Annotated in this window: 24 protein-coding genes; 7 read left to right on the top strand and 17 right to left on the bottom strand. The window is 63.7% G+C overall.

Translation table 11 applies throughout. The annotated features are described in order from the left end of the window. Positions 1 to 231: 231 nt before the first annotated feature. The 14 genes from PDM29_RS06170 to PDM29_RS06235 all read right to left on the bottom strand — a co-directional run bounded on the left by PDM29_RS06170 (position 232) and on the right by PDM29_RS06235 (position 8,605). Positions 232 to 807 carry a PIN domain-containing protein gene (locus tag PDM29_RS06170; protein ID WP_311192993.1) on the bottom strand — a complete coding sequence of 192 codons (576 nt, stop codon included), beginning with the start codon at positions 805 to 807 and terminating at the stop codon, positions 232 to 234. After that, positions 804 to 1,274, bottom strand: a complete 471-nt coding sequence (locus PDM29_RS06175) for a helix-turn-helix domain-containing protein (RefSeq protein WP_311192994.1) — start codon at positions 1,272 to 1,274, stop codon at positions 804 to 806. The genes PDM29_RS06170 and PDM29_RS06175 overlap by 4 nt, the downstream gene beginning before the upstream one ends. A gap of 650 nt (positions 1,275 to 1,924) precedes the next feature. Then, a complete protein-coding gene (locus PDM29_RS06180; protein WP_311192995.1) occupies positions 1,925 to 2,950 on the bottom strand; it encodes a chymotrypsin family serine protease in 1,026 nt (341 codons plus the stop codon). Further along, complete coding sequence (locus PDM29_RS06185) at positions 2,914 to 3,144, bottom strand: hypothetical protein (RefSeq protein ID WP_311192996.1); 231 nt, start codon at positions 3,142 to 3,144, stop codon at positions 2,914 to 2,916. The genes PDM29_RS06180 and PDM29_RS06185 overlap by 37 nt, the downstream gene beginning before the upstream one ends. Positions 3,145 to 3,304: 160 nt before the next feature. Beyond that, positions 3,305 to 3,766, bottom strand: a complete 462-nt coding sequence (locus tag PDM29_RS06190; RefSeq protein WP_311192997.1) for a hypothetical protein — start codon at positions 3,764 to 3,766, stop codon at positions 3,305 to 3,307. Continuing rightward, complete coding sequence (locus tag PDM29_RS06195; protein ID WP_311192998.1) at positions 3,763 to 4,041, bottom strand: hypothetical protein; 279 nt, start codon at positions 4,039 to 4,041, stop codon at positions 3,763 to 3,765. Before PDM29_RS06195 ends, PDM29_RS06190 begins: the two co-directional genes overlap by 4 nt. A 12-nt stretch (positions 4,042 to 4,053) precedes the next feature. Then, complete coding sequence (locus PDM29_RS06200) at positions 4,054 to 4,485, bottom strand: DUF4279 domain-containing protein (protein ID WP_311192999.1); 432 nt, start codon at positions 4,483 to 4,485, stop codon at positions 4,054 to 4,056. A 400-nt stretch (positions 4,486 to 4,885) separates the two neighbouring features. Then, positions 4,886 to 5,332, bottom strand: a complete 447-nt coding sequence (locus tag PDM29_RS06205; protein ID WP_311193000.1) for a hypothetical protein — start codon at positions 5,330 to 5,332, stop codon at positions 4,886 to 4,888. A gap of 24 nt (positions 5,333 to 5,356) precedes the next feature. After that, positions 5,357 to 5,599, bottom strand: a complete 243-nt coding sequence (locus tag PDM29_RS06210; protein ID WP_311193001.1) for a hypothetical protein — start codon at positions 5,597 to 5,599, stop codon at positions 5,357 to 5,359. 161 nt (positions 5,600 to 5,760) lie between these two features. After that, entirely contained in the window at positions 5,761 to 6,072 is a 312-nt protein-coding gene (locus PDM29_RS06215; RefSeq protein WP_311193002.1) for a hypothetical protein, read from the bottom strand. A gap of 397 nt (positions 6,073 to 6,469) precedes the next feature. Then, entirely contained in the window at positions 6,470 to 6,637 is a 168-nt protein-coding gene (locus tag PDM29_RS06220) for a hypothetical protein (RefSeq protein WP_311193003.1), read from the bottom strand. Next, positions 6,634 to 7,005, bottom strand: a complete 372-nt coding sequence (locus tag PDM29_RS06225) for a hypothetical protein (RefSeq protein ID WP_260341558.1) — start codon at positions 7,003 to 7,005, stop codon at positions 6,634 to 6,636. The genes PDM29_RS06220 and PDM29_RS06225 overlap by 4 nt, the downstream gene beginning before the upstream one ends. A gap of 489 nt (positions 7,006 to 7,494) precedes the next feature. After that, positions 7,495 to 7,701, bottom strand: a complete 207-nt coding sequence (locus PDM29_RS06230; RefSeq protein ID WP_311193004.1) for a hypothetical protein — start codon at positions 7,699 to 7,701, stop codon at positions 7,495 to 7,497. Positions 7,702 to 7,855: 154 nt separating this feature from the next. Further along, positions 7,856 to 8,605: a ferredoxin--NADP reductase gene (locus PDM29_RS06235; protein WP_311193005.1), complete on the bottom strand. Its 750-nt coding sequence runs from the start codon at positions 8,603 to 8,605 to the stop codon at positions 7,856 to 7,858. Between the two features lie 104 nt (positions 8,606 to 8,709). Between PDM29_RS06235 and PDM29_RS06240 the strand changes: the two genes are divergently transcribed. From PDM29_RS06240 to panE, 3 genes are all read left to right on the top strand, one after another. Next, positions 8,710 to 9,657, top strand: a complete 948-nt coding sequence (locus PDM29_RS06240) for an ABC transporter ATP-binding protein (RefSeq protein ID WP_311193006.1) — start codon at positions 8,710 to 8,712, stop codon at positions 9,655 to 9,657. Beyond that, complete coding sequence (locus PDM29_RS06245) at positions 9,654 to 10,454, top strand: ABC transporter permease (protein WP_282298163.1); 801 nt, start codon at positions 9,654 to 9,656, stop codon at positions 10,452 to 10,454. The genes PDM29_RS06240 and PDM29_RS06245 overlap by 4 nt, the downstream gene beginning before the upstream one ends. A gap of 410 nt (positions 10,455 to 10,864) precedes the next feature. Continuing rightward, positions 10,865 to 11,803, top strand: a complete 939-nt coding sequence (gene panE, locus PDM29_RS06250) for a 2-dehydropantoate 2-reductase (RefSeq protein ID WP_311193007.1) — start codon at positions 10,865 to 10,867, stop codon at positions 11,801 to 11,803. Between the two features lie 130 nt (positions 11,804 to 11,933). Here panE and PDM29_RS06255 read toward each other — a convergent pair whose 3' ends face one another. Continuing rightward, complete coding sequence (locus PDM29_RS06255; protein ID WP_311193008.1) at positions 11,934 to 12,731, bottom strand: TatD family hydrolase; 798 nt, start codon at positions 12,729 to 12,731, stop codon at positions 11,934 to 11,936. Between the two features lie 66 nt (positions 12,732 to 12,797). Between PDM29_RS06255 and hrpB the strand changes: the two genes are divergently transcribed. Beyond that, a complete protein-coding gene (gene hrpB, locus PDM29_RS06260) occupies positions 12,798 to 15,302 on the top strand; it encodes an ATP-dependent helicase HrpB (protein WP_311193009.1) in 2,505 nt (834 codons plus the stop codon). A 117-nt stretch (positions 15,303 to 15,419) separates the two neighbouring features. Next, a complete protein-coding gene (locus PDM29_RS06265) occupies positions 15,420 to 15,821 on the top strand; it encodes a hypothetical protein (RefSeq protein WP_282298437.1) in 402 nt (133 codons plus the stop codon). 69 nt (positions 15,822 to 15,890) lie between these two features. Here PDM29_RS06265 and PDM29_RS06270 read toward each other — a convergent pair whose 3' ends face one another. Both PDM29_RS06270 and PDM29_RS06275 read right to left on the bottom strand, forming a co-directional pair. Then, a complete protein-coding gene (locus tag PDM29_RS06270) occupies positions 15,891 to 16,427 on the bottom strand; it encodes a pseudouridine synthase (protein WP_311193010.1) in 537 nt (178 codons plus the stop codon). A gap of 99 nt (positions 16,428 to 16,526) precedes the next feature. Beyond that, positions 16,527 to 17,381: a class I SAM-dependent methyltransferase gene (locus PDM29_RS06275; protein ID WP_311193011.1), complete on the bottom strand. Its 855-nt coding sequence runs from the start codon at positions 17,379 to 17,381 to the stop codon at positions 16,527 to 16,529. Between the two features lie 172 nt (positions 17,382 to 17,553). On the opposite strand from PDM29_RS06275, the gene PDM29_RS06280 reads away from it, so the two are divergent. Together PDM29_RS06280 and PDM29_RS06285 are read left to right on the top strand one after the other, a co-directional pair. After that, on the top strand, positions 17,554 to 18,504 hold the full coding sequence (locus tag PDM29_RS06280; protein ID WP_311193012.1) for an aldo/keto reductase: 951 nt from the start codon (positions 17,554 to 17,556) through the stop codon (positions 18,502 to 18,504). A gap of 385 nt (positions 18,505 to 18,889) precedes the next feature. Next, positions 18,890 to 20,110, top strand: a complete 1,221-nt coding sequence (locus PDM29_RS06285; protein ID WP_311193013.1) for an RtcB family protein — start codon at positions 18,890 to 18,892, stop codon at positions 20,108 to 20,110. Positions 20,111 to 20,112 lie beyond the last annotated feature (2 nt).

Here is a 20,112-nt window from a genome sequence, read left to right on the forward strand (position 1 = left end):
TTCGGGTCCCCTTCGATTCACATAGCTCCGTCCGGGAGATGGCGCGCCCGTCTGCAGACGGAAGCAGGGGGCTGAGGGAATTTCACGCTGATGTCTGGCAACCCGTCAACAAGACATTTCCAATTCAGCCCCTAAGTCATGTGCGGATTGGATGGTATCTCCCTGTAGGCCCAGTCATTGGCGGTAAATCCCCCCAAGTGTGAGCAGGGTCGTCCGTGCCCTTCCACAAGGTCAAAGAATAGAGTGGTAGTTCCCCAGTACCTTGGTGGTTTGAACCAAGCCTTGGCATAGCAGGGTGTCGAGGTAGCGGTCCACTTCCATCGGTGGATTCTTCAGCTGGGCTCGCTGACGCTGTGCCGCCGACACAACTGCTGCCGCATCCAAGTCCAGGAGATTGCCTACGAACTCGTCGGGATGTTGCGATTCAATGCCGTATGGGGCCAGCGCATCTTCCGGAAAATCCTTCTGATTGAACGTCACTATCACGCTTGCCCCGCAGCGAATCGCCGCTGCCAGCACATGCCTGTCGTCTGGGTCGGGCAAGGTTAGTCCGGCGATTAGCTCTGCATAGCCCTCCACCAAACCGTCAGGAATAGCGCGATCCATCAGATCGGACGTCCGGTTGACCTGGTCCTTGGTGAGATCGGGGCGGTTGATCAGCAGATTGCGCTTCCATTCCTCATGGATGTCCTGGCTCCAGCGCGCCCGAAATCTCCCTGACAGGCCAAGCCACATCAGGAAGTCACGCAACGGTGCGGGATAAAGAACGCACGCATCGTAGACAACGGTGAAGGAGGAATGCCTCACTCGTACCCCATTCCCAACTCCTGTGACTGTTGCGCGAGTTCAGCCATCGCCTGCTCGCTGGCTCGCTCGCGTGCTTCCTTGTATTGCATCAGGTCGGAAAACCTCACCCGACGGTGTTTGCCGGTCCGGTGAAATGCCAGCTCTCCCTCTTCAAGCAATTTGACGAAGTGGGGGCGGGATACGTTGAGCAGATCGGCCGCCTCTTGGGTGGTCAGTTCCGCGTGCACAGGCACAACCTTCACCGCGTTGCCATCGGCCAGTTCAGCCAGGATATCCACCAGTAAACGCAGCGCCGAGGTGGGAAGTTCCACTTGGTGCGGCCGCTTCTGGTCGTCAAAGATCTGGATGTGCTGCGTTTCGACCTGGGTGGCCAAGTAGGCTGCCAAGGCACGCCGACCCTGCACGGCCGCCCTCACCTCTCCCTCGGCGGGCAGGCTCAACAGCTTGGATTGGACGGTGGTGGTCATGGTGGCTCCGAGGGTTCGTACACGGCACTACTCTATTCGAAATATTCGCAATTCGCAATAATCGAAATGAGATTGCAGGGGCCGAGGCCAGATATCAGGGGAGCCGCCCGCCCCCGTCGGATTGGGAAAAAGTGTCGTGAGTGGCCTTCACCGCTGCGGCGCAAGACTTCCGAGTGTTACCGCTTGAGGCCCGGGAACGGATCGAATCCAGGAGTGTGGAGGCCGTCTGGAAAGGCCCTCAGGCAGTCCATGATTTCGTGGAAGCGGTCAGGGTTCAACACCACTACGTCGCCTTGCTTGAACCATTGCAGGACCTCGAAGGGCTTCGAGGTCTCCACCCGGCCACCCGCGTGCAGAAGACTGTTCCTCAATTCGCCGTATGTCGGTGAAGAGGCCACAGGTGGCCTCAACGTGGTCATGCAGGACGTCTATGGCCTGCTTCATCTGAGACACCTGCTCGCCGCATCGCTGCATCTGCTGCGGGGTAGGCCGTCCGTGCATTGGGCTTATCCGTAAGGGGGCTCAGGCGAACCCTACCCCCACTGCGGCACGAACTCAACGGAACTCAGGTGTCCTCGGTATCTTTTTCGGCTCTGGTTGAAGAAGTGTTGAAATCGACGCGTGGACGGCGAACGGATGGCCGCCCCATCTCAGCCCGATGTGAGTCCGAGTTCTTTGATTTTGCCCCAAGGCATGATCGTGACGCCGTCGCATTCGCCCGGGAGTACGCCGCTGTAGTCGGCCTTGGCGACAATGCCATGGCCGTTGCTCCCGCGAATTACAGCAGCTCCGCTGTCTCCCGGAGAGCACGCCAGTGATGGACCTTCAACACGTATCCAGGTGCTCGCACAGGGAAGGACTTGGCCGGGTCCGCATGAAACCCCCGGATTCCACTTGAGATCAACCACCTTGCCGCAGCTCCACCCGGATCGAACTCCTCGAAAGCAGAGTTCTTGCCCCTCTTCCGCACTATCCCACATGAGCATAATGCTCCGAGTGTTGTAGTCCGACTGAGAGGTCGCATATACATCTCTGAGTGGCGTATGGGTGCCGGCCGTATGCCATTGCACGTCATGACTTGCATCATCAATGCCGTCAACGTACGTCAACGGCGTGGAGAACTTGCTCGGCTGACCGTAGTTCCCGTAGATCAATGCGTCGGGGCAGTGAGCGGCCGTGGTTATGCCCTTGCGGCCGGTCGCGGTATGCTTCACCGGGAACCCCGTAGTGCAGTAAGAGTTGTTGTTCTGAAGAACGGCACCGCCCATGATGTAGGCTAGGTTCTTCGACTTTGACATGTTCGGCCTGAGAGTGACTGACATGCCCAACACCCGTTCAAGCTTCCTGACAGTCGGTCCCAGCGCCTCAACTTGCTCTTCGTTGCCCTCAATGTGGACGATAAGCAGGTCTTCACCAGGGCGGCCCATGTAGCCCGTGACACCGGGTATCGCGCTGAAGATTAGATCCCTGTGCTTATCGACGATCTCATAGAACTCTTCCTGGGTGCGCCTGTGCCCTGTCTCAATCACGACGCGAGTTGTTCCGCTTTGCGTTCTCAGCGTCCTTCCTTGAACGGGCTCTGAGCCCTTCAGCTGGACCAGGATGTGCTGATCCGGCGATTCTTGAATGGATATGGCGGTCAGTCGCCCTTCGAACTCTCGCCTGAGGTCGGCCATCGGCTGAAGTTTTCTGTCTGAACCGCCAGCCGGTTGATCGCGTCGTCAATGGAGACGTCCGGGTGCTCGGTGACGTAGCTCTTCACGAGCACCTGCATCTCCTCGCCCAGCTCGGAGTAGGCATCAGGCACCTGTGCCCATGCGTTTGTCGAAAAGAGAATGAAGAGTGAACTGCCGAGAAGCTTCCGTTTCATGAATGTATCCGCGTCCTTGTAGGTGGATTCCAGCGCGATTCAATGTCGCTGGAGGGACACGCTAGCAGCCATAGGCGGCCTATGCCGTGACCGCGCGCACAAACGAGGGGTTTTGGTTTTTGATCTTCGGATCCAGGCGCGGCAGCCCGAACCAAAGCAATCAGCTGTGGAAGCTCTTCGCTGGAGGACGACCGTGCTTGCGCTCCACAATGGAGCAATAGCCGCCGCAGAGTGCTCCTGCCAGTACGCCGGCCCCGGGGATGATCCAGTTCCACTTGGGTGCACCGGGGTTGATCAATGCGATCACCACCACGGCCATCGCGCTGGTGAGGAAGCTCGCGCCGGCACCTATAAGAACGCTCTGCAGGAGGTTCAACGTACGTCGAGAAGCCACGAAGGCGAAGAGCAGTCCGGAAGCGACCGCTGGTAGTGCCCCCACAACGTAGCCGCCGATGATGAAGAGAAGGACCATCAGGATCATGCCGGAGCTGAAGATCTCGGACAGCGCTTGTGGATAGTCCAATTCCGCCAAGAGCAGAATGAACATGCAAAGGCCGCCGTTCACCGGACCCAATGCGAAGAAGATGAGTGTGTTGCGCCTCATGGCGTTGGTTTGTCTCATGACCGCGGCTCGGGCTTCAGTTGTGCCGTAAGCCAAGCCCGGAACTCCTGCTCATTGACTGGATTGGAGTGATGCCCCCACTCGTTCCAGAATCGGTCAATCATTGTGGTCCAATCTCGAGCGATCTGGGCGATCGCCGAGTGGCCGCCTACGAACTTGGCGGCTGTGGCGAGTTCAGCGGCACTTCCATATAGCTCCTGGATGGAGCATGCACCATGAAGGTAGCGTTGCCCGCTTTCTAGCATTTCGCGGAACTCTCTGATTTCAGTGACCAAGCATGTCTCCTGCTATGGCTCAGCGCCGTGCTGATCATCATCGGCATCATAGGTGTCCAAGCCAAGGGTAATGCCGCGCTCACCAAGGGCAAGCAAAGCCTTCGCCGAAAGGTACATTCCGTCGTTGCTACTGCCCATGAAAAGGCCACAGAACAGATCAGGCTCGAAGCGTGACAACGAGGCCCATATGGAGAGATCCTGAGTGAGCTGCTCCAGAATTTCGAATATCTGACCTTCCAGGTCCTCGGGCTTTCGTTCGGCCGCCCTGAGCCGCCAGCTTCCGGTCTTGGCAATGCGCTTGATTCCGGAATGCCTCCCTACAAGCTCTTGCCCCCTGTAGTGCGATTCCGTTGGCTTGGCTCCGAGCAAGGCGCTGATTTCATCGGGCACAAGCTCATCGCCGAAGAACCGCAGTGCTGCCATGGAATGATCGAATGCTCCCATTGGACCCCTACCGCCTGTTTAAGGGGCTCCAAGCCCCCCTCCAGGCTAGGACGGTAGCAGAAACAACAAACCCCCTTGCGGGGGGGCGCGGATGCCCTTAGGGATTGCTCCCGTCAAACGACAAAGGCCAGTAACCAATGGTGGCATCTGAACACTTATCGCGCGGTGTCGGAAGCCGGGCAAGCCCGGCTCTACGAGCCATCGCACGGTCTTGGGAGGGTTCTGGGCCAGTTTTGCGGGCCGCTGCCACGTGCCGATTGGGTGCCGGCTCCCCTTACGCCATGATCTTGGGTCACCTAGTCGGACAATGTCCGCCCGGGCGAGGTCAGCTCAAGCAGAGGGCCGCACAGCCGCGGCCCTCTGCTTCATAGCCTGAATGACGCGTGGTGCGTGCCCGCAGTCATTCCAAGGGACGGCGCGACGTTTGCAGTCCGCCGGCGAAGGTGTTCAGCAGGCTGGCGGCGCGCTGGTCTGCAACCGCAAGCTCCGCTTGTGAGAGTTTCAGCGTGCCGATTTGGTCGCCCGCGCGCGAGTCTCCTAACAGGTAGGCCACGCGCAGGTAGGCCGCGCTGTCGACGAGATTGCGGTTGTCGTTGCTGTTCCAGTACGCCTCTGACAGGCCGTAGTAGGCATAGAGGTTGCCCGCAACGGCCTGGTCGTGCAGAAGTAGCGCGCCTGAATGGAACTTACCCGGCTCGAGAGACAGCTTGCTGGCGTAGACCACCTTGGCGCTTGGACTGCCGGCATCAGCCTCAGCCTTGACCTGGCTAAGGGTCAATGCCTTCAGTCGCTGTTGCTCATCTTTGGTGGGGTAGCCGTGCTCAACCAGCCAACGCGCTTCCTCCACAGATCTGGCGCGCAGTGGGTCGGCTCAAGCGCGGCAGCTTGGGTCCGCCGCATTGCATACATAGGCGCGCAGCTTGGCGTCTGAAACATTGGCGGCGTTGGAAACCGAAGTAGTTGCATCTTTAGCCACTACTGGCGCAGTGGGCTCGGAGTTCGATGCCGTCGAGGCTTCACCGGCAGCGACCGCTGGCTTTTCCTCGGATTTTTCGCCGCATGCAGAAAGCAGAAGAACGGAAGCGAGTAACGAGGAAGGCAGGTGGAGCTTCATAGGTCTGGATCCAAATTCTAGTGGGCGTCACACTGGTTCACTTCGTAAGCCTGCCACCAACGGGAGCACTTCGCATCCTCAGTGACGATCCGGATCTTGTTAGCTACTTTGATCCGGCGGGTCAGTCGGAGGTGCACAGCGTGCTCAGCTGGAGTTGCCTGTTAGGCTTTTACCATGTGCCAAAGTGCATGACACAGCTCCCATTGCTCACAAGCCGGATTGAGAATAGATCCGTCAGGCTGCAGTTCTGAGATATTGAATCCCTCTTCAACGTCCTCGTAGTACAGGGCGATGTTGCCTGTTCTGGCCACCACGAAGACGGTCTCGACGGTGCCCAAGCGCTCAATCTTGGCGAGGTAGGGTACGACCTTGCACTGCTCAAAGAATCGTTGCTGCTCGGTTGAGCATTCAGAGAGCTGGCTGACTACGAGTGCTTCCAGTTCTTCTGCTGAAATGGGTTGCCAAGTGTCCATATGGTCCAGTCGACGAAGGTAGCAGAGAAAACAAACCCCCTTGCGGGGGTTTCGCGGATGCCCTTAGGGATTGCTCCCATCAACTGACTAAGGCCTAGAACCAGTGGCGGCATCTGAACACCTGAGGTTGGGCCTCAAGCTCCGTATACATCCAGACGGGTTGATGGTACTTCATTGGCGTTCGCGTGATGGTGGTTGATCCGATTTGGGGTGGAGCGGGCTTGGTGATGCTCGCCCTACCCCGGTGGTTTCAGGGCCGTCGCGCGGGGTGGGAAGCCGGGCAAGCCCGGCTCTACGACGCACCGCGCGGTGTTGGAATACGCATCGCGCGGCGTTGGAAGACGCTTCGTGCGGTGTTGGGGCCGGGCTAGCCCGGCCTTACGAAAGACTGGTTTGCTCAATGTCGCGTTCGACGGGCCTCCGCTGCTTCAGCGATCTCAATGAAGTGCTCCATGAACTCGATGATGATTTCGTCGGGATGCACGTTCCACCTTCTCGCAAGCCGGCGCAGTGCGAACAGCTGCTCTTCTTCGATCAGGAAGTCCATATCCACCAGTTCGCTCACGCGTCGGCCCTCCGCTGTCGCTTGGCCTTGGATGGCAGCGTGTACGAGCCCACCTGGATGTACGGCACGCCGTCCTTGCTCATGCCGTCGGCATCGAGCTCGGGCACTTCGGATGCCTTCACTGGTACCAGCAGGAAGCTCTTCTCGCCCAGGTCCACACGCAGCCATGTGCCCGCGCCCATGCCGGCATCGGCAAGCCATTGGCCTTCCAGATGCATGCAGGGTTCGTCGTAACCCGGTGTGCCGGGGATGTCGGACACCCGCCCCATGGTGACGATGTAGCTGATCTCTCCGGTATCGGCATCGATCTTGATTTCCTGGCCGCCGCGGATGCCGTGGTTGGGGGTGTCGTCCCAGTTGATTGTCATGGTGATTCTCCCGTTGGATGTGTCTTCGCCCGGATGGCGAAGCGAGTGGGAGCGTTGGAGTTTTTGATACGAAGTTCCGACGCTCCGCCGGAACACCCTGCATCAATGCGACGACGTTGGGAATGCGATTTTTTTGCAGTGTGTGTACGGTGTTTCGGTACACCGAATGCGGGTTTGACGTTGTTGGCGCGTTATTTGTTGTATAGCGTGATGTGGGGCACGTTCTGGCGTGTCGTTGGCGTCAAAGTGGTGTCGTTTGCGACGGTTTTTTAATTTTGATGTTTGTTCGCGAATGGGCGAAATATTTTTTGTGCGGCCGGGATGAGTGGCCTATTGCGACAAAGGCTTTGGTGTTGAGCTGTGGTTGGCGGTTCGCCTGCTGGATTCCGAATCTGGGTTCATGAGGTTGCCGGGCATGGCCCGGCACTACAGGTCAGAGCTCGCGGGTGCGATACGTGCACGGCCGCGAGGGTCAGGCATGTCACCGCTTTAGCGGGTCAGCCATTTGCGCAGGCGTCCTCGCGCTTGGTCGGTGGTGTAGTGGCGGCCGGATTCGATGTCTGCGCGGCCGCGCTGGATCTTGGTCAGGACGTGGGCGCGGTAGGTGGCTTCGTTGGTTATCGCCACGCCGGCGTGTTGGTTGGGTGCTGCGGGTGCCGGCCAGCGGCCGGCACTACCGGGGTTGCTGTCGTTCATTTGGGTCCACGGGCGATGTTGGGGTTCATGGGGACCAGGCGAAGCCCGGTGCCAATATCCATGTTGTTCGCCGTTGTGGCCCCCCGGGCGGGGATCGCGAGCGGATTGGGTCCGCGAAGCCACGCAGGGCGTGGCTCTACGGGGTCCCCCGGGGTCACTTGCTGCTGACGTATTTCTCGCGGCGGACCTGGGGGTTGGGCAGGCCGGCTTCTTTCAGGGCCTCGAAGGTGGCGTCCACCATGTCGGGGTTGCCGCACAGGTACGCGATGTCGGTGGCCGGGTTCGGGGCGAATTCGGCCAAGTGCTGCTGGACGTAGCCGTGGCGGACGTCGGGGTGCGAGTTTTCCGGCAGTTCGCGGGATAAGCACGGCACATAGCGGAAATTGGCGTGCTGTTCGGCGAAATTATAGAAATCCTCGCTGTACAGCAGCTCACCGGGGGTGCGGGCGCCCTGCAGCAGCACCACTTCCACCCCGCGCTCGGCCATGGCTTTGGCCAGCAGCGGCAACATGGAGCGGTACGGGGTGACGCCGGTGCCGGTGGCAATCAGCAGGTAGCGGGCGTTGTGGTCGCCGGGCATGAGGCAGAACCGGCCGTACGGGCCGCTGGCCTGCACGTGGCCGCCGATGTCCAGGCCCTCGAACAGGGCCGTGGCGGCCCCGCCGGGTACGAAGCTCACCGCGATATCCACTGCCTCCCCGGCCCCGATGGCGTGGTCGTGGATGGTGGCCAGCGAGTAGCTGCGCTTGGTTTCGGTGCCGTCAGCGTAGTGAAAATGGACCTGGATGAACTGGCCGGGCTGGAAATCCAGCGGCTGGCCGTCATCACGCAGGAACTGGTAGTGGCCGACGGTCGGGGCCAGCATGTGGCGGCCGACCAGCTTGAGGGGGAATTGAACAGGCACGAATTTGGGAAACAGTGTGTAGCCGGGGCAAGCCCTCGGGGGCTTCTATAATAGCGGCTCACCCGCCCCACTCCAGCGCCGCCCTTGGGCGCGAAGGCAAGAGCTTGGCTTCCCAGACAAACAACGCCCCCGCCCTGCGGGTGCGCGACCTCCGCAAAACCTATGACAACGGCACCCAGGCCCTGAAGGGGGTCTCGCTGGACGTGGCCCCGGGCGACTTCTTCGCCCTGCTGGGCCCGAACGGGGCCGGCAAGTCCACCCTGATCGGCATCATCAGCTCGCTGGTGAACCTGAGCGAAGGCCAGGTGGAAGTGTTCGGCAGCGACCTGGTGCGCAACCGCAGCGCCACCATGCGCCTGATCGGGCTGGTGCCGCAGGAAATCAACTTCAACCTGTTCGAAAAGCCCTTCGACATCCTGGTGAACTACGCCGGCTTCTACGGCGTGCCGCGCGAGGAAGCCGAAAAGATGGCCGAGGTTGAACTCAAGCGCGCCCACCTGTGGGAAAAGGCCCAGGTGATGAGCCGCACGCTGTCGGGCGGCATGAAGCGCCGGTTGATGATCGCCCGCGCGATGATGACCCGCCCGCGCCTGCTGATTCTGGATGAGCCCACCGCAGGCGTGGACATCGAGATCCGCCGCGACATGTGGCGGGTGCTGAAGGAGATCAACGCCGCTGGCACGACGATCATCCTGACCACGCATTACCTGGAAGAAGCCGAGCACCTGTGCCGGCACCTGGCCATCATCAACCACGGCCAGATCGTCACCCAGGGCCCGATGCGGGCGCTGCTGGCCAAGCTGGACGTGGAAGGCTTCCTGTTTGACATCGATGGCGACCTGCCGGCGCAACTGCCGGTGATCGAGGGCACCACCATCACCGCCACCGACGCGCACACGCTGGACGTAGACATGCCGCGCGCGATGGATCTGAACCGGGTGTTCGAGGCGCTGAACGCGGCCGGCATCCGGGTGCGCTCGATGCGCACCAAGAGCAACCGTCTGGAGGAGCTGTTCGTGCGGCTTACCGGCAACCAGGAGAACGCGGCATGAGCACCACCCCAAGCCCGGTGATGACCGACGGGCAGCGCAACCGGATCGCGCTGATGACCATCGTGCGCCGCGAAGTGGCGCGCATCCTGCGTATCTGGGGCCAGACCCTGGTGCCGCCGGCGATCACCATGACCCTGTACTTCCTGATCTTCGGCGGGCTGATCGGCTCGCGCGTGGGTGAGATGGGCGGTTACAGCTACATGCAGTTCATCGTGCCGGGCCTGGTGATGATGAGCGTGATCCAGAACAGCTACGGCAACATCAGCTCGTCGTTCTTCGGCGCTAAGTTCGGTCGCCATGTGGAAGAACTGCTGGTGAGCCCGATGCCGAACTGGGTGATCCTGTGGGGTTACGTGGCGGGCGCGGTGCTGCGCGGGCTGATGGTGGGCGTGATCGTGCTGATCATTGCGATGTTCTTCACCCCGGTGCGCATCCCGCACCCGTTGGTGACGCTGACCACGGTGCTGCTGGGCGCAACGATCTTCTCGCTGGCGGGCTTCATCAACGCGGTGTACGCGAAGAAGTTCGACGACGTGGCGATTGTGCCGACCTTCATCCTGACCCCGCTGACCTACCTGGGCGGCGTGTTCTATTCGGTGAAGCTGCTGCCGACCTGGGCGGAAGCGGCAACGCACGCGAACCCGATCTTCTACATGGTGAACGCATTCCGCTACGGCCTGCTGGGCTCGAGCGACGTGCCGCTGTGGGTGGCCTACGCGCTGATGATCGGCTTCGTGGTGGTGCTGAGCGCACTGGCGCTGTGGCTGCTGAAGCGTGGTGTGGGGATGCGGAGCTGATCTGCACCACCTGTTGATGCTGGACATGAAAAAACCGCCTTTCGGCGGTTTTTTCGTCCTAAGCCGTTGGGCCAACTTAATGACGCGACAGAGGATGAGTCGTGGGGCCATGGTACAGCCGCTCAGTTCGATGTCCACCGCCGCCTATCTCGCCGCATGCATTTAGCCATCGAGATGGGCACGGAAAGCCTTTGTTCCCAGTACTTCAGCGCTGTTGGAAGAGGACGCACGGGCGTTTCTTCGCTATGACGCTTTCGGCATACATGCTGTAAACAAAAGGCCCCGACGAATCCGCCGAGGCCAAATGCCGACCAGGAATCCCCGATCCAGTGCTCGTTATAGCAAAATCGGAAGGCGGGGCTCAGCCCTAACGGTTTCGAACAGATTGGTTGACGAAGGAGCTTGCTCACATGCGCATTCTGGTTCTTGGTGCCGGCGGTACCGGCGGTTACTTCGGCGGGCGTTTGGCCCAGGCCGGGGTGGATGTCACCTTCCTGGTGCGGCCCGCCCGCGCGGCGCAGTTGGCCCAGGATGGGCTGGTGATCCGCAGTCCGCTGGGCGATGCGGCCTTTCCGGTGCAGCATGTGACTGCTGATGGATTGGCCGCGCTGGCGGCTGAGAAGCCGTTCGATCTGGTGATGCTGAGCTGCAAGGCATATGACCTGGAAAGCTCGATTGGAGCGATTGCGCCGGCGGTGTCCTCGCGCACCAATGTGCTGCCGATCCTCAACGGGCTGCGTCACTACACCGCGCTGGATGAACGCTTCGGCCGCAATGCGGTGCTGGGTGGGTTGTGCTTCATCAGTGCGACCAAGGCACCGGATGGCGCGGTGCTGCATCTGGCCCCTGCGGCCAAGCTGACGTTTGGCGAGCGCGACAACACCGGGGCGAGTGCGCGGGTGTTGGCGCTGGCGGCGGCCTGTGTGCAGGCCAATGTCGATCATCTGGCCAGCGATGCGATTGGGCAGGAGCAGTGGGTGAAATACAGCTTCCTGACCGCGCTGGCGGCGGGCACCTGTTTGATGCGCGCGGATGTGGGGAGGATTGTGGGCACCGATGAGGGTGAGGCGATCATGCGTGGGCTGTATGCGGAGTGCCTGGCGGTGGCCGAGGCGGCCGGAGAGCCGGTGCCGGAGAAGGCACAGGGGATTGCGCTGGGGGCGCTTACGCAGGCCGGGTCGGCGTTGAAGGCGTCGATGCTGCGCGATCTGGAGGCCGGGCAGCAGGTGGAGGCGATGCAGATTGTGGGGGATATGCGGCTGCGGGCGCGGGAGGCCGGGGTGCTGGCACCGTTGTTGGCGGTGGCGTATGCGCATTTGCAGGCGTATGAGGCGTCGCGCGCGGGGTGATGGGGTTCCCGGTCGAAAAGCGCGGCGCGGTGCGCCGTGTATCGACCAACGGTCGATACCTACCAGATCCCCGTCATGCCGGTAGGTCACGACCGTTGGTCGTGACCGCGTCGGACTAACCGACGTCGAATCAACCGGCGTCGGGCAGCCGGAAGAACGCACGCGTAGCGGCCGTAGCATTCGCCGCCGTCACCACCACATCCTCGCCACGATCGCGCGCCAGCTCTTCCACGATGTGCGACAGGAACATCGGCTCATTCCGCCGATCCTTCGGCATCGGCTTCAACGTACGCGGCAGCAGATACGGCGCGTCGGTTTCAATCATCAATCGATTGGCCGGCACGTGCTTCACCAGCTCGCGCAGGTGCGCGCCGCGGCGCTCGTCGCACAGCCAGCCGGTGATGCCGACGTACCAGTCCTGGTCCAGGTAATCGAACAGATCCTGGCGCTCGCCGGTGAAGCAATGCACCACCGCCGGGCCGAGGCGGCCTTCGAAGTTCTTCATCTGCGCCATGAAATCGGCATGCGCGTCGCGCTGGTGCAGGAACAGCGGTTTGCCGGTCTCGGCAGCCAGCTGCAACTGGCGCTCGAAGGCGCGGTGCTGCGCGGGGCGCGGCGAAAAATCGCGGAAATAGTCCAGCCCGCACTCGCCAACCGCCACTACTTCCGCATGTGCATGCAGCGCGCGCATCTCGGCGTCGCATTCGTCGGTGTATTCCACCGCGTGGTGCGGGTGCACGCCGGCGGTGGCGTACAGGAAACCCGGGTGCTGGCGGGCCAGTTCCAGCGCCATCGGCGAATGCTCGCGGCTGGCCCCGGTGATCACCATCTGCACCACACCGGCCGCGCGTGCGCGCTCCAGCACCGCGTCGCGGTCACGGTCGAAGGAGTCGTGGGTGAGGTTGGCACCGATATCGATCAGCTGCATGGGGCAATTCGCACACTCAGGTAAGCGGCGCATTGTAAAGCACCGCCCTGCCCGTATCCTTGCCGCATGCGTACGCCTGTTTTCCCCATTGCCGAGCAGCTGCCGGCCATTCTGAACGCCCTCGGCAGCCACACCCGCCTGGTGCTGGAAGCCCCGCCCGGCGCGGGCAAGACCACCCAGGTGCCGCTGGCGCTGCTGGACGCGTCGTGGCTGCAGGGGAAGAAGATCATCATGCTGGAGCCGCGCCGGGTGGCGGCGCGCAGTGCGGCGCAGTTCATGGCCCGCCAGCTGGGTGAGGACGTGGGCGAGACGGTGGGCTACCGCATCCGCTTCGAGAACAAGGTATCCGCACGCACCCGGGTGGAAGTGGTTACCGAAGGCATCCTGACCCGCATGCTGCAGGACGACCCACTGCTGGAAGGCGTGGGCGCGCTGCTGTTCGATGAATTCCATGAGCGCCATCTGGCAGCGGACCTTGGGTTGGCACTGTCATTGGACGTGCAGGCGCAGCTGCGGGACGACCTGCGCATTGTGGTGATGTCGGCCACGCTGGATGGCGAGCGGCTGGCGCAGTTTCTGGATGCGCCGCGCATCAGCAGTGCGGGCCGCAGCTATCCGGTGTCGATCAGCCATTTCCCGGCACGGCGCGAGGAGGCGCTGGAGGCGCAGGTGCGGCGCGCGGTGGAACAGGCGCTGCGCGAGCATCCGGGCGATGTGCTGGTGTTCCTGCCCGGGCAGCGTGAGATCAACCGCGCACTGGCGGCGCTGGATTCGGTGCTTCCGGCTGAGGTGCAGCTGCTGCCGCTGCACGGCGAACTGCCGGTAGACCAGCAGAGCCGCGTGCTGCAGCCCGACCCGATCGGGCAGCGCCGGGTGGTGCTGGCCACCAACGTGGCCGAGTCCTCGGTCACCCTGCCGGGGGTGCGGGTGGTGATTGATGCGGGGCTGGCGCGCGAGCCGCGCTATGACCCCAACAGCGGCTTCGCGCGGCTGGACGTGGTGCCGATCGCACAGGCTTCGGCCGACCAGCGCGCCGGCCGTGCCGGGCGCGTGGCCGAGGGCTGGGCGTGGCGGCTGTGGCCGCAGTCGCAGCGGCTGGAGGCACAGCGCCGGCCGGAGATGGCCCAGGTGGAACTGGCCTCGCTGGCGCTGGAGCTGGCCGCCTGGGGCAGCGATGACCTGCGCTTCGTCGACACGCCGCCGGTGGGCGCGCTGGCGGCGGCGCGGGAACTGCTGCAGCGGCTGGGCGCGCTGAGCGATGGCGGCGGCCTCACCGCACTGGGCCGGCGCATGCTGGCGCTGGGCACGCACCCGCGACTGGCGGCGATGCTGCTGTCGGCGGGGGCCGGCACTGAGCAGGCGCTCGCCTGCGACCTCGCTGCGCTGGTGGAAGCGCGCGACCCGCTGCGCCAGGGCGGTGATGCCTTGGCAGCGCGCTGGCGGGCGCTGGCAGCGTTCCGTCAGGGCCGGGCACCGCACGATGCCAATCGCGGTGCGCTGGCCGCCATTGATGCCGCCAGCAAGCAGTGGCGACGCCGGCTGCGCTGCGACACCGCCCCGCCCGGCTCGGTGGAGGCACACCAGCTCGGCGACCTGCTGGCGCATGCCTTCCCGGACCGGATTGCCGCCCGCCATCCCACCGATCCGCTGCGCTACCTGCTGGCCAACGGCCGCAGCGCGCGCCTGTTCGACCCCAGCGACCTGCGCGGCGAGCCGTGGCTGGTGGCGGTGGAACTGCGCTTCGAGGCACGCGATGCACTGCTGCTGCGCGCCGCCCCGGTGGACGAAACCCGCCTGCGCCGCGACTTCCCGCAGCGCTTCGTGCAGGAAGATGTGGTGCGCTGGGACGGCGACAAGCGGGCGCTGGTGGCGCTGCGCGAGACCCGCTTCGACCGCATCGTGCTGGACAGCCGTTCCGCCGGGCGGGTGGATCCGGCACAGGCCGCACAGGCGCTGACCGACGCGGTGCGCGAACTCGGCCTGCAGGCACTGCCGTGGACCGACGGGCTGCGCCAATGGCAAGCGCGAACCGTGGGGCTGCGCCACTGGATGCCGGAACTGGAGCTGCCCGATGTGTCCGACGCGGCGTTGCTGGCGGCGCTGTCCGAGTGGCTGACCCCGGCCTTCAACGGCAAAACCCGGCTGGATGCGCTGGATGAGAGCACGCTGGGCGAAGCGCTGAAGTCGCCGCTGCCGTGGGCACTGCGGCAACGCGTGGACCAGCTGGCTCCGGTACGGATGGCAGTGCCCTCGGGCATGGAGCGGGCCCTTCATTACGCACTGGAGGCAGATGGCGTCACCCCGCAGCCGCCGGTGCTGGCGGTGAAGCTGCAGGAGCTGTTCGGGCTGGCCGACACCCCGCGCATTGCCGACGGCCGCGTGCCGCTGACCCTGCACCTGCTGTCACCCGGCGGGCGGCCGCTGCAGGTGACCCAGGACCTGCGCAACTTCTGGGCCAACACTTATGCGGAAGTCAAAAAGGAAATGAAGGGGCGGTATCCCAAGCATCCGTGGCCGGATGACCCGTGGACCGCCACCGCCACGCATCGCGCCAAGCCGCGCGGGACGTAGATGGCGATTGCCGGGCATGGCCCGGCACTACAGTCAGCATTCAGTCACGATGCGGATAACACGCTCTACACGGCCATCGCGCCACACTGGATTTCGACCCGAGGCAAAGGACCCCACATGAGCAGACTGACCGTGATTACCGACCGCGCCCTGGAGCGCGCCCTGGATTTGGCCAGCAGCGCCGGCGACGGCCTGAAGCATGCAGGCAGCAGCCTGGGCAGCAACCTGCGTCACTTTGGCCCGCAGGCCACCGACTGGATCAAGACCGGTGCCGCGCTGGGTGCAGTGAAGACCGGCGGCAAGGCGGCAGCCAAGGTGGTGCGCCGTAACCCGGCCGCGACCATTGCTGTTGCAGCCGTGGGCGTGGGCCTGCTGGGCTACGCGCTGTACCGCAAGCAGCAGAAGAAGAAGGCTGCGCAGGGCGGTGTGGTCGATGGGCAGGCGCAGCGCATTGCCGCGCGCAATCGTCGCACCAGCACCGTGATTGACGAGCACAGCGATATTGGTAGCGATGCGTGATTGACTGAGCGCGACGACCAACGGTCGTCGCCCACCACGCCGCCGGCATTGCCCGGCGGCGTTTTTGTTTCAGTCGATCTGCCGCCATTGGCCGGGCTGCAGGTCATCCAGACGATGCGGGCCCATGGAAACGCGCACCAGGCGCAGGGTGGGCAGCCCGACGGCGGCGGTCATGCGCCGTACCTGGCGATTGCGCCCCTCGCGCAGGGTGATCGCCAGCCACGCATCGGGCACAGTCTTGCGGAAGCGAACCGGCGGGACGCGCTCCCACAGTGACGGGGCTTCCAGGATCTCCACGCCGGCCGGCAGGGTCGGGCCGTCGTTGAGCTGCACACCGCGGCGCAGGCTCTGCAGGGCCTCATCGGTCACCGTGCCTTCCACCTGCACCCAGTAGGTCTTGGCTTCCTTGTGCTTCGGGTCGGTCAGGCGGTTGGCCAGGCGGCCATCGTCGGTGAGCAGCAGCAGGCCTTCGCTGTCGTAGTCCAGCCGCCCTGCCGCATAGACGTCAGGCGGCAGGCCGAACCCGGCCAGGGTCGCGCGCGGCGGTTGGCTGCGGTCGGTGAACTGGCACAGCACGTTGAAGGGTTTGTTGAAGGCGATGAGCATGCGGCCATTGTCCCATCCCCGCGAGCGACGACCAACGGTCGTCGCCTACCGATGGTCGCCGCACCCGGTAGCGCCCGACCGTTGGTCGGGCGGCTCTACCTAACGCTTCACAAAGCGCAGGGTCATGCGGTCGCTCTCACCAATCGCCTTGTACTTGGCGGCATCGGCGGCGTCATGGTTGTTCGACGGCGGCAGGGTCCACACGCCGTTCGGGTAATCCTTGGTGTCGCGCGGATTGGTGTTGATCTCACTGCTGCCGGCCAGCTCGAAACCGGCGGCCTTGGCCAACGCGATCACCTGCGCCTGACCCACATAGCCACTCTTGTCATCGGCCGGCACATCGGCCTTGGCGCGGTGCTCCACCACGCCCAGCACGCCACCCGGCTTGAGCACGTTGTAGAAGCCCTTGAACATGCCCTCGGCCTGACCCGCGCTGCGCCAGTTGTGCACGTTGCGGAAGGTCAGCACCACATCGGCCGAGCCGGGTGCGCCGAACACCGGGGCCTTCGGGTCGTACTTCACCACCTGGGTCTTGTCGAACAGCGCCGGGGTGTCGGCAAACTTCTTGCTCAGGCTGTCCAGACCACGCTGCTGGTAGTCGCGGCCGCGGCCTTCGGCCACCGCCATCGGGTCGACCACGGCGGCCACGTAAGTGCCCTTGTCGCGCAGCAGCGGGGCCAGGATCTCGGAGTACCAGCCGCCGCCCGGGGTGATTTCGACCACGGTCTTGCCCGGCTCCACGCCGAAGAACGACAGCGTCTGCGCCGGGTGGCGATAGGCATCGCGCTGCACATTGGCCGGGGTGCGGCCCTTGCCGTCAACGGCGGCCTGCACGGCGGGGGTGATGGCCGGCTGCGCGTTGGCACCGGCCGGCTTGATTGCCATGGCAGGGGCGGCCAGCAGCAGCGTGGACACGGTGAACAGGCAGGCACAGCTGAGCGAACGGGCTTTCATCGGCACAACTCCAGTGACGGGATGCGGCGAGACTAGCAGCCCATTGCGTCAAGGTGTTCACAAATCGTTAGTACGGTGGCGTATTGCGGAACACTGTTTTGTGCGGCGTGCCTCGGCGATGTCATCACCTCGCCCGTATGCTGTTCCATTGATTCTCAATGGAGACCTGCCCATGACTGCAGCGCGCGAACTCGGCCGTTCCGGCCTGAAAGTGGCCCCCATCGCGTTCGGCGGCAACGTGTTTGGCTGGGGTGCGGACGAGAAGACCTCGTTCGATCTGCTGGATGCATTCGTTGACGCCGGCTTCAATCTGGTCGACACCGCTGATGCCTACTCGGCCTGGGTTCCGGGCAATCAGGGTGGTGAGTCGGAGACGATTCTAGGCCGCTGGTTCCAGCGCAGCGGCAAGCGCGACAAGGTGGTCCTGGCCACCAAGGTGGCCAAGTGGGCCGAACGCCCCGGGCTTTCCGCCGACAACATCGCGGCTGCGGTGGAGGATTCACTGCGCCGCCTGCAGACCGATGTGATCGACCTGTACCAGGCACACGAAGATGATGAGTCGGTTCCGCTGGAAACCACGTTGGCCGCGTTCGGCCGGTTGATCGAACAGGGCAAGGTGCGTGCGATTGGGGCTTCGAACTACAGTGCCACGCGCCTGCGTGATGCGCTGAAGGTATCAGCGGACTACAAGCTGCCGCGCTATGAAACCCTGCAGCCGGAGTACAACCTGTATGACCGCGCTGGCTATGAGGATGGCCTGGAAGCGGTCGCAAGCGAGCATGGACTCGGCGTGATCAGCTACTACTCGCTGGCCAGCGGCTTCCTTACCGGCAAGTACCGCAGCGCGGATGATGCCGGCAAGAGCGCGTCGCGCGGCAGCAGCGTGGTCGGCAAGTATGTGAACCCGCGCGGGCTGCGCATTCTGGAGGCGCTGGATGATGTGGCCGCTTCGCACAAGGCGACGGCGGCGCAGGTGGCGCTGGCGTGGTTGATTGCGCAACCGACCATCACCGCACCGATTGTGAGTGCTACCAGCGTGGGCCAGCTGCAGGATGTGCTGGCGGCGGCGAAGCTGACGCTGAGTGCGAATGAGTTGGCGCAGTTGGATGCTGCTTCGGCTTGACGTTGTAGGGACGCGCCATGCGCGTCCGCACGGATTCCGAACGATTCGGACGCGCATGGCGCGTCCCTACGGCATCCCCACGCATGAGTGGCACCCCGTGGCAATCGTCATCGGTTGCGTGTAAGGTACGCGCCCATCGCCGCCCTGTGCGGTTCCACCCTTCAACCTGAGGCCCCGATGCACCGCACTTCCTTCGCCATCGCATACCGACTGCCGCGCACGCTGGACGTGCTGCGTGCGCGCGATGCCGCAGGTGCGATGCACCCGGCCACATCCTGATCTTCCTGCGCGGAGATCGGGCTTCCGATCTCCGAGGCACGCCAACGCCCTCGGATGCTGTATCCGGGGGCGTTTTTGTTTGCGTTGGCGTCAAAGGAATGAATCCATGAACACGCAACACACATTTGAACTGCTGCACGCCGAAGGCCCCACGCCCATCAAGGGCTGGGTGCGTGGCGTGCCCGTTGACGAACTTGCCCAGCAGCAGCTGCGCAACATTGCCAACATGCCCTTTGTGGGCCCATGGGTCGCGGTCATGCCTGACGTCCACGTCGGCAAGGGCGCAACTGTGGGCTCGGTGATTCCCACCCGTGGCGCGATCATCCCGGCCGCGGTCGGGGTGGATATCGGCTGCGGCATGGCCGCGGTGCGCACCACGCTGCGCGCCGAAGACCTGCCCGACAATCTGGCCCAGCTGCGCAGCAGCATCGAACGCGCGGTGCCGGTCGGCAACGGCAAGGGTGGCGAGCACCGGCTGTTGCCGGACAGCATCCGCAGCCGGATCGAACGCTCCGTGCTGGTGCAGGGGCTGGATGCGATCAAGCAGCGGCACCGCAAGATCCGCACCGACAAGCTGGCCTGCCAGATCGGTACGCTGGGCGGCGGCAACCACTTCATCGAGATCTGCCTGGACGAAACCGGCGCGGTGTGGGTGATGCTGCACAGCGGTTCACGCGGCACCGGCAACCTGATCGGCACCTACTTCATCGAGCAGGCGCGCGAGCAGCTGGCACGGCGGGTGCTGGGTTTCCATCTGCCGGACAAGGACCTGGCGTTCTTCCTGCAGGGCGAGCCGCTGTTCGACGACTACGTGCAGGCGGTGGGCTGGGCGCAGGACTACGCGCGCGAGAACCGCGAGGCGATGATGGCGCGGGTGCTGGCCGAGATGCGGGTGCGGCTGCCGAAGTTCCAGCTGGAGAAGCTGGCCGTGAACTGCCACCACAACTACGTGCAGAGCGAGACCCACGGCGGCGAGGAACTGCTGGTGACCCGCAAAGGCGCGGTGAGTGCACGTGCCGGCGAGCTGGGGATCATTCCCGGCAGCATGGGCACGCGCAGCTACATCGTGCGGGGCAAGGGCAATGCCGAAAGCTTCCACAGCTGCAGCCACGGTGCCGGCCGGGTGCTCAGCCGCAGCGCGGCGCGGCAGCAGATCACCCTGGCCCAGCACCGCGAGGCCACCGCGCATGTGGAATGCCGAAAGGACGCGGCCGTGATCGACGAGTCGCCAGCGGCGTACAAGTCGATTGATGCGGTGATGGCGGCGCAGAGCGATCTGGTCGAGGTGGTGCACACCTTGCGGCAGGTGGTGTGCATCAAGGGGTGAAG

The organism is Stenotrophomonas oahuensis, assembly GCF_031834595.1.
Lineage (GTDB): Bacteria > Pseudomonadota > Gammaproteobacteria > Xanthomonadales > Xanthomonadaceae > Stenotrophomonas > Stenotrophomonas oahuensis.

What these genes read in the sequence shown, in the direction of transcription:
- PDM29_RS06175 (WP_311192994.1), bottom strand. Translation starts at nt 1,274, where the DNA reads ATGACCACCACCGTCCAATCCAAGCTGTTGAGCCTGCCCGCCGAGGGA.
- PDM29_RS06180 (WP_311192995.1), bottom strand. Translation starts at nt 2,950, where the DNA reads ATGGCCGACCTCAGGCGAGAGTTCGAAGGGCGACTGACCGCCATATCC.
- PDM29_RS06185 (WP_311192996.1), bottom strand. Translation starts at nt 3,144, where the DNA reads ATGAAACGGAAGCTTCTCGGCAGTTCACTCTTCATTCTCTTTTCGACA.
- PDM29_RS06190 (WP_311192997.1), bottom strand. Translation starts at nt 3,766, where the DNA reads ATGAGACAAACCAACGCCATGAGGCGCAACACACTCATCTTCTTCGCA.
- PDM29_RS06200 (WP_311192999.1), bottom strand. Translation starts at nt 4,485, where the DNA reads ATGGGAGCATTCGATCATTCCATGGCAGCACTGCGGTTCTTCGGCGAT.
- PDM29_RS06210 (WP_311193001.1), bottom strand. Translation starts at nt 5,599, where the DNA reads ATGAAGCTCCACCTGCCTTCCTCGTTACTCGCTTCCGTTCTTCTGCTT.
- PDM29_RS06215 (WP_311193002.1), bottom strand. Translation starts at nt 6,072, where the DNA reads ATGGACACTTGGCAACCCATTTCAGCAGAAGAACTGGAAGCACTCGTA.
- PDM29_RS06225 (WP_260341558.1), bottom strand. Translation starts at nt 7,005, where the DNA reads ATGACAATCAACTGGGACGACACCCCCAACCACGGCATCCGCGGCGGC.
- PDM29_RS06230 (WP_311193004.1), bottom strand. Translation starts at nt 7,701, where the DNA reads ATGAACGACAGCAACCCCGGTAGTGCCGGCCGCTGGCCGGCACCCGCA.
- PDM29_RS06245 (WP_282298163.1), top strand. Translation starts at nt 9,654, where the DNA reads ATGAGCACCACCCCAAGCCCGGTGATGACCGACGGGCAGCGCAACCGG.
- panE (WP_311193007.1), top strand. Translation starts at nt 10,865, where the DNA reads ATGCGCATTCTGGTTCTTGGTGCCGGCGGTACCGGCGGTTACTTCGGC.
- PDM29_RS06255 (WP_311193008.1), bottom strand. Translation starts at nt 12,731, where the DNA reads ATGCAGCTGATCGATATCGGTGCCAACCTCACCCACGACTCCTTCGAC.
- hrpB (WP_311193009.1), top strand. Translation starts at nt 12,798, where the DNA reads ATGCGTACGCCTGTTTTCCCCATTGCCGAGCAGCTGCCGGCCATTCTG.
- PDM29_RS06265 (WP_282298437.1), top strand. Translation starts at nt 15,420, where the DNA reads ATGAGCAGACTGACCGTGATTACCGACCGCGCCCTGGAGCGCGCCCTG.
- PDM29_RS06270 (WP_311193010.1), bottom strand. Translation starts at nt 16,427, where the DNA reads ATGCTCATCGCCTTCAACAAACCCTTCAACGTGCTGTGCCAGTTCACC.
- PDM29_RS06275 (WP_311193011.1), bottom strand. Translation starts at nt 17,381, where the DNA reads ATGAAAGCCCGTTCGCTCAGCTGTGCCTGCCTGTTCACCGTGTCCACG.
- PDM29_RS06280 (WP_311193012.1), top strand. Translation starts at nt 17,554, where the DNA reads ATGACTGCAGCGCGCGAACTCGGCCGTTCCGGCCTGAAAGTGGCCCCC.
- PDM29_RS06285 (WP_311193013.1), top strand. Translation starts at nt 18,890, where the DNA reads ATGAACACGCAACACACATTTGAACTGCTGCACGCCGAAGGCCCCACG.